This is a genomic window from Coriobacteriia bacterium (genome assembly GCA_018368455.1).
Lineage (GTDB): Bacteria > Actinomycetota > Coriobacteriia > Coriobacteriales > UMGS124 > JAGZEG01.
On the sequence record JAGZEG010000005.1, the window covers coordinates 178,355 to 188,354 of the forward strand.

General features: G+C 63.3%; 9 protein-coding genes and 1 pseudogene. 7 read left to right on the top strand and 3 right to left on the bottom strand.

What is annotated here, in order from left to right; genetic code table 11:
* Positions 1-6: 6 nt before the first annotated feature.
* From rfbB to KHZ24_04745, 3 genes are read right to left on the bottom strand one after another with little or no spacing between them, the layout of a single operon-like run.
* Positions 7-1,083, bottom strand: a complete 1,077-nt coding sequence (rfbB, locus tag KHZ24_04735; GenBank protein MBS5450504.1) for a dTDP-glucose 4,6-dehydratase — start codon at positions 1,081-1,083, stop codon at positions 7-9.
* Positions 1,084-1,125: 42 nt separating this feature from the next.
* Positions 1,126-2,073 carry a glucose-1-phosphate thymidylyltransferase RfbA gene (rfbA, locus tag KHZ24_04740; GenBank protein ID MBS5450505.1) on the bottom strand — a complete coding sequence of 316 codons (948 nt, stop codon included), beginning with the start codon at positions 2,071-2,073 and terminating at the stop codon, positions 1,126-1,128.
* Positions 2,074-2,091: 18 nt separating this feature from the next.
* Positions 2,092-3,987: a DUF4012 domain-containing protein gene (locus tag KHZ24_04745; protein MBS5450506.1), complete on the bottom strand. Its 1,896-nt coding sequence runs from the start codon at positions 3,985-3,987 to the stop codon at positions 2,092-2,094.
* A gap of 374 nt (positions 3,988-4,361) precedes the next feature.
* Between KHZ24_04745 and KHZ24_04750 the strand changes: the two genes are divergently transcribed.
* The 7 genes and pseudogenes from KHZ24_04750 to KHZ24_04780 form a co-directional block, all read left to right on the top strand.
* A complete protein-coding gene (locus tag KHZ24_04750; protein MBS5450507.1) occupies positions 4,362-5,021 on the top strand; it encodes a lipopolysaccharide biosynthesis protein in 660 nt (219 codons plus the stop codon).
* Between the two features lie 5 nt (positions 5,022-5,026).
* On the top strand, positions 5,027-5,899 hold the full coding sequence (locus KHZ24_04755; protein MBS5450508.1) for a CpsD/CapB family tyrosine-protein kinase: 873 nt from the start codon (positions 5,027-5,029) through the stop codon (positions 5,897-5,899).
* Between the two features lie 3 nt (positions 5,900-5,902).
* Positions 5,903-6,562, top strand: coding sequence for a phosphoesterase (locus KHZ24_04760; protein MBS5450509.1), 660 nt, complete (start codon positions 5,903-5,905; stop codon positions 6,560-6,562).
* A 385-nt stretch (positions 6,563-6,947) separates the two neighbouring features.
* Positions 6,948-7,511: pseudogene (gene loaP, locus KHZ24_04765) on the top strand (antiterminator LoaP).
* 199 nt (positions 7,512-7,710) lie between these two features.
* A complete protein-coding gene (locus tag KHZ24_04770) occupies positions 7,711-8,358 on the top strand; it encodes a sugar transferase (protein MBS5450510.1) in 648 nt (215 codons plus the stop codon).
* Positions 8,358-9,575 (top strand): glycosyltransferase family 4 protein, encoded by a 1,218-nt coding sequence (locus tag KHZ24_04775; GenBank protein ID MBS5450511.1) that lies wholly within the window; start codon positions 8,358-8,360, stop codon positions 9,573-9,575. The genes KHZ24_04770 and KHZ24_04775 overlap by 1 nt, the downstream gene beginning before the upstream one ends.
* 26 nt (positions 9,576-9,601) lie before the next feature.
* Positions 9,602-10,000, top strand: a 399-nt coding sequence (locus KHZ24_04780; GenBank protein MBS5450512.1) for a polysaccharide biosynthesis protein, incomplete at its 3' end; no start/stop codon positions are given.

The following is a 10,000-nucleotide window of genomic DNA, read 5'->3' on the forward strand; positions in this document are numbered from 1 at the left end:
TGTACCTTACGCCAGGCCCCGTCCCCCATACATCTTCTCGTAGTACCTCTGGTAGGCGCCGGAGACGACGTGCTCGACCCACTGAGGATGCTCGCGGTACCAGTCGAGCGTCTTGACGATGCCCACCTCAAAGCACGTCTCGGGCTGCCAGCCCAGCTCACGGCCGATCTTGGTGGGATCGATGCCGTAGCGGCGGTCGTGCCCCTTGCGGTCGGTCACGTGCTCGATGAGCGACTCGTCGACACTGGCATCGACGTGGTCGTGCACGTAGGCGATGATGAGCTTCACGATGTCGATGTTAGCGCGCTCGTTGTGTCCGCCGACGTTGTAGACCTCGCCGGGTCGCCCCGCCCCGAGGACTCGCTCGATGGCGCGGCAGTGGTCCTCGACGTAGAGCCAGTCGCGCACGTTGAGGCCGTCGCCGTAGACCGGCAGCGGCTTGTGGTTGCACGCGTTGTGGAACATGAGCGGGATGAGCTTCTCGGGGAACTGGAACGGCCCATAGTTGTTGGAGCAGCGCGTCACCACGACCGGCATGCCATAGGTGCTGCCGTAAGCGCGCGCAAACAGGTCGGCGGACGCCTTCGACGCGGAGTAGGGGCTGCGGGCGGCCAGCGGCGTATCCTCGCGGAACAGCGCCGTCGGGTCGTCGATGGGCAGCGAGCCGTAGACCTCGTCGGTCGAGACCTGCAGGAACCGTACGCCGTCGGGGTATGAGCCATCAGGGCGCTCCCACAGCGTGCGTGCGGCGTTGAGCAGCGTCACCGTGCCTTCGACGTTCGTGCGGCAGAAGATCGTCGGGTCGAGGATCGACCTGTCGACGTGACTCTCGGCGGCGAAGTTCACCACATAGTCTGGCTTCACGCGCGCGAACAGGTCGTTCATCGCCTGGGCGTCGCAGATGTCGGCCTGCACGAACTCGTGCCGCGCATCGCCCTCAAGTGATGCAAGGTTTTCGAGGTTACCGGCGTACGTGAGCTTGTCCACGTTGACGATACGGACGTCGTCGCGCGTGCCCAGCATGTGCAGGACGAAGTTCGAGCCGATGAAGCCGGCACCGCCGGTGACGAGATAGGTTGCCATGCCGCAAGCCTCCGAGGTTGCTTTGATTGGTGAGCTGGCGAGTTAGAGCGCGCCGTCGTCGTCGGCAGACGAGGCCGGCGCGCACGGTGCACTCGCCGCGGGGCCCATTGCCAGGGCTCGCTCGGCGATCTTCATGAGGTAGCGTCCATAGTCGGACTTGCCGATGGAGCGCCCGACGATCATGAGCTGCGAGGCGTCGATCCATCCGTTGTTGAAGGCGATCTCTTCGAGCGCGGCTATCTTGAGGCCGGTGTGGCGCTCGGCCAGGCAGATGAAGTCCGCCGCCTCGTGCAGGGAGTCCACGGTGCCGGCGTCGAACCAGGCAAAGCCACGCCCGAGCGTCTCGACGTCCAGCTGCCCCTGCTCGAGGTAGATGCGGTTGAGGTCGGTGATCTCGAGCTCGCCGCGCGCGGAGGGCTTGATGGTCTTGGCGTACTCGCAGACGCGCTCGTCGTAGAAGTACAGGCCCGTGACGCAGTAGTTGCTCCTGGGGTGCTCGGGCTTCTCCTCGATGGAGATGGCGCGACCCTGGGCGTCGAACTCCACGATGCCGAAGCGCTCCGGATCTTCCACCTGGTAGCCGAAGACCGTGGCGCCGGGCTGCTGCGCCCGCCGCGTGGCGACGCGCAGGAGCGTGTGCCAGAAGCCATGTCCGTAGAAGATGTTGTCGCCGAGCACCAGGGCGCAGGGCTCGCCCGCGATGAACTCCTCGCCGAGCAGAAAGACCTGAGCGAGGCCGTCGGGGGAGGGCTGCACCTTGTATGAGATGTGGATGCCGAAGCGCGACCCGTCACCGAGCAGGCGCTCGAAGTTCGGCAGGTCCGCTGGCGTCGAGATGAGCAGGATGTCCTGAATGCCGGCCATCATCAGCGTCGAGAGGGCGTAGTACACCATCGGCTTGTCGTAGACGGGGAGCAGCTGCTTGGACGTGGCGAGCGTCATCGGGTGCAGCCGCGTGCCGGACCCGCCGGCCAGGACGATACCTTTCATCGGGATGCTTCCTCTCGTCTAGCCCCGCGTCGTCGGCGTGGATCGAATGACGAGATCCTTATCCGCCTGGGGGGAGGTTGTTACGGTGTACGAAACGGACACGCTCTCTCCCGAAAGGAGGTGGGCGAGGCCGAACACAACGGGTAGGCCATCGTGCATGGCGTCCGAGAATATCGGGTCGAGAGAGGCGTTTGAGCTGTCGACGCTCACGTTGGTGATGGACCCGCCTGCGGGGGCGTACAGATAGAGCGTCGTGAGCATGTCGGAGACATCGAGCTTTTCGGGATTGAGCCCGGTGATGTACTCAGGGGCGGACGCGGCCTCCTCGGGCGTGATGGTGTTCGAAAGCCACGTTGTCACCTGATAGCTGGTTGAGCCATCTGCATTTTGGGACGAGCCGGTGATGTTCGTTCCAAAGTCGAGATACCAGTCGATCTTGCTCCACGTACTGTCGTTGAGGTAAACGCCGAGCACGGGAGAGGACGGATCCGATGCCAGCGTGCCGGAGCAGCCGAGGCGCTCAAAGAGGGCCTCCTCACCGGGGACGATCGAGTATGCAAGGAAGCGCCCCTCGTCTATGCCCTGCAGCACGGTGTCCAAGAGGCTCGACAGATCCATCGACCCGGCACTGGAACGAATGGCGTCAAAACCTGCAAGCGCAGCCTCGGCGAAGTGCTCATCCATGAGCTCCTCGTTTTCGCCGTAGTTCCAGTACGTATCCGAAATGAGCGCCTGGGCCGCGTTCGTGCCGTCGATGACGCTTCCGTCCGAAAGCGTGACGCCCTGGCCTGTTAGGGCGAGCACATGCTGGAAGAAGACGGGGTCAACGGCGATCACGCCGTCAAACTCGATGCCGTTCAGGATGGTCCATGTCTGCATAAGCAGCTGGGAAGCCCGCGAGAAGTCGGGCGTGTATGTCATGTTTGCGGGCACCGTTGCCAGGGACTCGCCGAACAGAAGCGTCTCGTCATCTGTGAGCACGAAGGGGGACTGAGCGATGTCGATGATGTCGGACAGGGAGGCCATCTCGCCGAAAGAGAAGGACCCGTTGTCGACGGTCACGGGCATGAGGGCGCCGGGCAAGCCTCCCGTCGCGCGGATCTCGGCGTTGTTCTGTGCGATCACCAGGTAGTTGCGCGCCCCGTTGCAGCCCAGGATGTCGGGGAGCAGCCGGATGGCGTCGCCGTTTTCGTCGAGCAGCTGGTTGGCGGTGTTGAGGGGCCCCCGCACCTGATCGAGGGCGTCGTTGATCTGGGAGATATGGAACGTTCCCACGCTGCTGACTGTCGTGAGGACGTCCTTGATGGCGGGCGTGACGCTGGCTAGCGTGTCGCACAGCTGCTTGACTGCCGTGCCGTTGATGTTGCCGTCCTGTATGAGGGCGCTGATCGGGTGGGATTCCAGCGTGCTTGCTGCGGGAACGAGAACGTTGGATACCGCCTCGCCAGCTGCGACGAGCAGCGTGCGAGCGCCGGCGACGTCTTGCCCGTAGACGGGGATGAGCTCAGCGATGTCCCAGACGATGCCGGACGTCTCGTCCTGGATGGCCTCCACGCCCGCCTGGAGCTCCTGGACGTCGCTCTGCAGCGTGCCTGTATCACCCGACTTCACGCCCGATACCATGCGCTCCACTGTCGGGACAAGGGATTTTGCCTGGTCGACGACGTTGAGCGCCGAGGATCCGAGAAGCGCCGCATACACGCCGAGCAGTACGACAAGCGCGACGATGACGCCGAGGACCGCGAACAGGATCGTGTGCCGCGCGTTTCCGCGCCTCTTGGGATTCTCATACGGGTTGGACGCGCGGCTATAGGCAGTGGCGGCGTTGCTGCTCGCCGGGGCAAAGCGCTTGCCTGCCGGGGCCATGCCTCGCTGTGGCTGGCCCGAGGTCATTGGCTGACTATGTTTTCCCATGCGTTCGGTCTCCCTTCGCGCTCGCCTGCGCTTGCGTTCGTGGCCCCGCCGTTGGGACACATGCAATCCAGTATCTGCCACTTTGCCGGCGATGGGGCCGATTGCGCTCAACGTCCAGCCAAAAAGCGGAAGGCTCAGGGTTGCCCCGCGTCCCGTTCGCCTCTCGTCCACAACCTGCTGCCGTCATGCTCTGGGCGCGGTTAGTTTTGTCGGATACGGCTTCGGGCCCTTGCGAGACGGTCCCCGCGGGCGCAAACTGTTCACCATATGCCTCACGACTGCCGCGTGACGGGCGCTGTCGCCCTCAGGCTGGTTCCGTGTGGGCTGGTATGATGGCGTAACGTCGCGACGGCGGATCTGGAGGACGGCCCGACATGACACTGCTCGAACTGCTGCAACTGCTCAAGCGCCATCTCAAGCTCGTCATCATCCTGCCTGTGCTTTGTGCCATCGCCATGGGCCTGTATGCCTATCTCGTCATGGACAACCAGTACACGGCCAAGACGAGCATGTACGTGCTGGCCTCGCAGTCCGAGGATGCATCTCTCAACCTCCAGACGTCGCTCAACGCAAGCCAGATGATCACGAACGACGTCGCCGCCCTCATCAAGAGCGACCGCGTCATGGGCGATGCCGCGAGCGAGCTTGGTCTCGCCAACCTCAACGGCTATGACATCAGCGTCACGAGCGAGACAACGACGCGCGTGCTTACGCTCACCGTCACGGGCGACGACGCCCAGACGGCGGCCGACATCGCCAACGCCATCGCAGCCGACGTGTCCGACGTCGCCCAGGAGGTCATGGAGGTCAAGAGCGTCAACGTCGTTGACGAGGCCATAACGCCCGACGATCCCAGCGGTCCCAACCGCAAGCTCTACGTGGCCGTCGCCCTGCTCGCGGGCCTGTTCGTCGCTGTGGCCATCGTCGTGATGCAGGACATGCTCAACAACAAGGTGCGCAACGCCGCAGATGCCGAGGAGCTGCTCGGCATCCCGGTTCTGGGCCAGTTCCCCGCGTACCAGTCCAGGAGGTAAGCGCCATGAAGCGCAAGCACTACGCCCGCAGCGCGTCTGCCGCCCAGAACGCCGCTAAGACGCTGCTCGCCAACATTCGCTTCGCTGGCGTCGATAATCCCATCAAGACGCTGGTCATCACGTCTGCCGTCGAAAACGAGGGCAAGTCGACGATCGCCATGCATCTCGCGCAGGCCATCGCCACGAGCGGCAAGACGGTTCTGCTCGTGGAGGCCGACATGCGCCGCCGCAGTCTGGCGGGTATGCTGGGCGTGCGGGGCCGCGCTGGTTTGTACTCCGTGCTTATCGGTCAGGCAACGCTCGATGAGGCGATCGTCCCCTCGACGCCCGAGGGCATGTTCTTCCTCGACTGCGAGCCGGGCATCCCCTCTCCCTCTGACGTCCTGGCGTCGAAGCGCTTCCGCTCGTTCCTTGCGGATGCGTCCGAGAGGTATGACTACGTCCTCTTCGACACGCCTCCGGTGGGCGCGTTCGTCGACGCCGCCGTGCTTGCGGCCCTTGTCGACGGCACGCTGCTCGTTGTGCGCGAGGGCTTTGCGCCGCGCGATGCCGTGGCCAAGACGTACGACCAGCTCAAGAAGGCTGACGCCACCGTGCTTGGCGTCGTCATGAACTTCTGCGACTACCAGGGCGCCTCGTACGGCTACGGCTACGAAAGCTATGAGAAGGGCGCGGGTGAGTCCCAGGGGGCGGCGACGCAAGCGCGCGCTGAGTCCGCCGGCTCGCACGCGGCCCACTCTCGGCGCGGTGAGGCTGCGCGTCAGCCTGTCGAGCCTGAGCCTGCTGCGGAGAACCCCCGCGCTGCTCGCCCCCTCGTGCCGGCGAGCCCGAGCAAGGCGGTCGACGCGTCGCGTACGGGCAAGCGCTTCTCCCGCTAGCAGATGCGCGACCTGCATTGCCACATACTTCCCGGGGTCGATGACGGTGCCCGCGATCTTGACGAGAGCCTCGCGATGCTCGAGGCAGCCAAGGCCGTGGGCATCACGTCTATCACGTGCACGCCTCACTGTCGCAGCCCGTACTTCGATTTCGACGCCATGTGGGATGCCTACGACGAGCTCGTCCGCTACGCGGGCGGCTTTCCGCTGCAGATGGGCTTCGAGGTCAACCACACGAAGCTCATGGAGCTGGGGCTGAGCGAGTGGGCCGATCGCCTGCACTTCGACGGGAGCGACGAGTTCCTGCTCGAGCTTGAGGTTGGCGCGACGGCGGCGGACTTCCGCACGTACGAGCGCACGATATTCGAGCTGCAGGGGCGCGGCTACCACGTCATCATCGCGCACCCCGAGCGCTACAAGGCCATCCAGCGCGACCCCTCGCTGGCGCGCAGCCTGCGTCGCATGGGATGCAGCCTGCAGGCGTCGGCAGACTTTGTGGCCGGAGGACGCCTCGGAGGCAAGGGGAGGCGCACGGCCATCAAGCTGTTTGACGATCTTGCCTACGACTACATCGCGAGCGATGCCCATCGCGTGGAACACTATCGGTGGCTGGCGCAGGCATGCGAGCGCTATGCCGTGCGGGGCAAGCATCGCGCACCATAGGCGTCGCGCGTGTGGGGAACCCGTGGCGCGCGCGAGTCAAGCTCGGCAAACGTTACATTGGCGTTGCTCGTCATGAACATTGAGTTGACACTCATATTCCAGGCTGTATAAAAGGCATACAAGGCAAGCTGAATGCCGCCTGAACCGAAGGTCGAACCTTCGTCTGGCAGCGCGTGCCACCACATATCTCGTCTGCTTGGAATCGTCGCTGGGCGCGCGTTCCGGGAGCGGGCGAGAGTTTGCATATCTCCTCTGCGGGCAGGTTTTCCTTTCTGCGCGAGCCGGAGGCGTTCCTTTCCTTGGGGCGCAGCTTGGGCCTGTTGCGGGTTATGGGATCTGCCATGCGGCGCGAAGCATCCCCTGAAGTGACAAGGGAGGGATGCCTATGGCCGTCTATGTCATCCAGACCGAAGGTGGTAAGGAGCGGGCGCTTCTCTCCCTTATCGAATAGCGGGTTGGCCATGATCTGTGTACCGGGTGCTTCGTGCCGCGTGTCGAGCTGTCCAAGAGCTTCCGCGGTGTGCGGAGGCGCGTCGAGAACGTGCTGTTCCCGGGCTACGTCTTCGCGGTGAGCGATGACCCGGGGCGGCTGGACGAGGCGCTGCGGAGCCTGCCGAACTATGCGCGCGTGCTGAGCACGGGCGAGCGGTGGGTACCGCTGAGCGCAGGGGAGATAGCGTGGCTGCGTGCGTTTCTGGGGCCGGGCGAGGCGGGCGCGGGATCCGAGCTCGGCCTGCTCGGCGGCGGCCAGGTGGTGGCGATGTCCGAGGGCTACATCGAGGGCGATGAGATCATCGTGCTCAGCGGCCCGCTCATGGGACGGACGGCGCAGATCAAGAAGATTGACCGCCACAAGCGGCTTGCCTATCTCGACGTAACGATGTGCGGGCGCACAAAGATGATCAAGCTAGGACTCGAGATTGTCCGAAAGAAAGAGAAAAGTGAATAGCGAGGAGCAGCGCGCGGTCACGGGGACTGAAGCCGGGGTTGGCGTGGGAGATCCGGGCGATCGGGAATGCGGGGAGTTCGCTGTTCTCGGAGACATCGCCGAGGCTGTCGCAGATGCCAAAACGCGCGATGAGACGAAGAGAGTTCTCGACGCTCTCAATCGCACGCCAAAGCTTTCCGAGAGCGGCATCGCTCCCGAGGTGCTCAAGAAGCTTCTCCCCGACGAAGAGGTCGTTGTTCTTCCTCGGGTTGACCATATAGGAGGGAGTGCCGCCTATCGCTTTATCAAGCGCGCCTTCGATGTGGCCTCGTGCTTCGCTGCGCTTGTCCTCCTCTGCATCCCCATGGCGATTATCGCCTGCAAGATCAAGGCCGAGTCACCGGGCCCCGTCATCTTTGCCCAGCGCCGTGTGGGCCTCGACGGTAAGGTCTTCAAGATATATAAGTTCCGCTCCATGCGAACTGATGCTGAGGTGGCAGGCGCCCAATGGGCGACTGAGGACGATCCTCGCGTAACGAAGACGGGCAAGTTCCTACGTAAGACGCGTCTTGATGAGATCCCTCAGTTCTGGAATGTGGTACGAGGAGACATGAGTCTCATCGGACCCCGACCGGAGCGTCCGGCGTTCCACGAGGAGTTCGAGAAGCGCATCCATGGATGGTCGCAGCGCACGATGGTGCGCCCGGGGGTGACCGGGCTTGCTCAGGTGTCGGGCGGATATGATCTGCTGCCCAAGGAAAAAGCTCTGTTCGACATCACGTATATCGAGAACAGAAGCCTCAAGATGGACTGGGGCATTATCTGGCACACGCTCAAGACGATGATCACCGGCGAGGGGGCACGCTGATGCGTGTCCTTGTTGTGTGCCAGCACTACTGGCCGGAGCCGTTCAACACGAGCGATGTGTGCGAAGGGCTTGTGCGCCGGGGCCACGAGGTGACGGTGCTCACGGGCTTACCTAACACGGGCATGCCTGATGGCGATATCCCCGCCGAGTGGCATAATGGCGAGAATCGCGTACAGGAGCATAACGGGGTGCGTATTCTGCGCGCGCCCCTTCATCCCCGTAAGTCGGGCGCAGGCAACCGAATTCGCAATTATCTGTCGTTCTGGCACAACGGAAACAAGTTGGCGCGCTCGCTGGACGAGGACTTCGATGTTGTACTCGGGTACCAGTTCTCCCCGGTCATGCAGGTTGACCCTGGCCTGACCTATGCAAGGCGGCATCACAGGAAGATGCTGCTGTATTGTTTTGACCTGTGGCCTGCGAGCTTGTTGGCGGGAGGCTTTAATGAAGACTCCCTGCCGTTCAAGTGGATGCGATCTGTCTCGAAGCGCATCTACTCGCAGGCAGACCGCATCGCAGTGACCTCGCCGCTATTTGATGACTACTTCCGCGGAGAACTCGGCTTGAACATTCCCGACTCCGCTTACCTGCCGCAGTACGCGGAGGATCTATTCCTTACCGGTGACGATACGCCCATGCCAGCAGGCTACAACCCGGCGAAGATTAACCTAACTTTTGCGGGCAATGTGGGCCAGGCCCAGTCGGTCATGACAATTGTCGGGGCAGCTGCCCTCCTCAGGGATGACCCGGGTATTGCCTGGCATGTGGTCGGGTCGGGATCCGCCTTGGCCGAGTGCGAGGAAACGGCGCGTGGACTCGGACTCGCAAACATTACTTTTCACGGGAGGCATCCTCTTGAGGAGATGCCCGCCTACTACGCAGCCTCTGACGCGATGGTCGTGACGTTCGCCGATAGTCCCATGGCTACATATACACTGCCTCGCAAGGTTCAGAGCTACTTGGCCGCAGGAAAGCCCGTGTTGGCGGCGCTATCAGGTGAAACGAAGCGTGTGATCGACGAGGCGGGCTGTGGCCTGTGTTGTGACATTCAAGATGCAGAGGGCTTAGCCCGTATCGCGCGGGAATTTGCCTCGCGAGGCGATAGGGACGATCTCGGGCGTGCTGCGCGTTCGTACTACCAGACACATTTTACGAAGGAGCGGTTCTTCGACACGCTCGAGGGACTGCTCGTCGACCTTGCAAAGGAGCAGGCGTGAGCGACGCGTTTTCCGGCAAGACACTGATGATCACCGGCGGCACGGGATCTTTCGGTAACACCGTGCTGAAGCACTTCATGGAGAGCGACCTGGGTGAGATTCGAATCTTCTCCCGCGACGAGAAGAAGCAGGACGACATGCGCCACCGCCTGCAGGAGCGCTCGCCGGAGCTCGCCTCCAAGGTGCGCTTCTTCATCGGCGACGTGCGCGACGCCCAGTCCGTGCGCGACGCCATGCGAGGCGTGGACTTCGTCTTCCACGCGGCGGCCCTCAAGCAGGTGCCGTCCTGCGAGTTCTTCCCGATGGAGGCCGTGCGCACCAACGTGATCGGCACCGACAACGTGCTGCACGCCGCCATCGAGGAGGGCGTGGAGCGCGTGGTGTGCCTCTCCACCGACAAGGCCGCCTACCCCATCAACGCCATG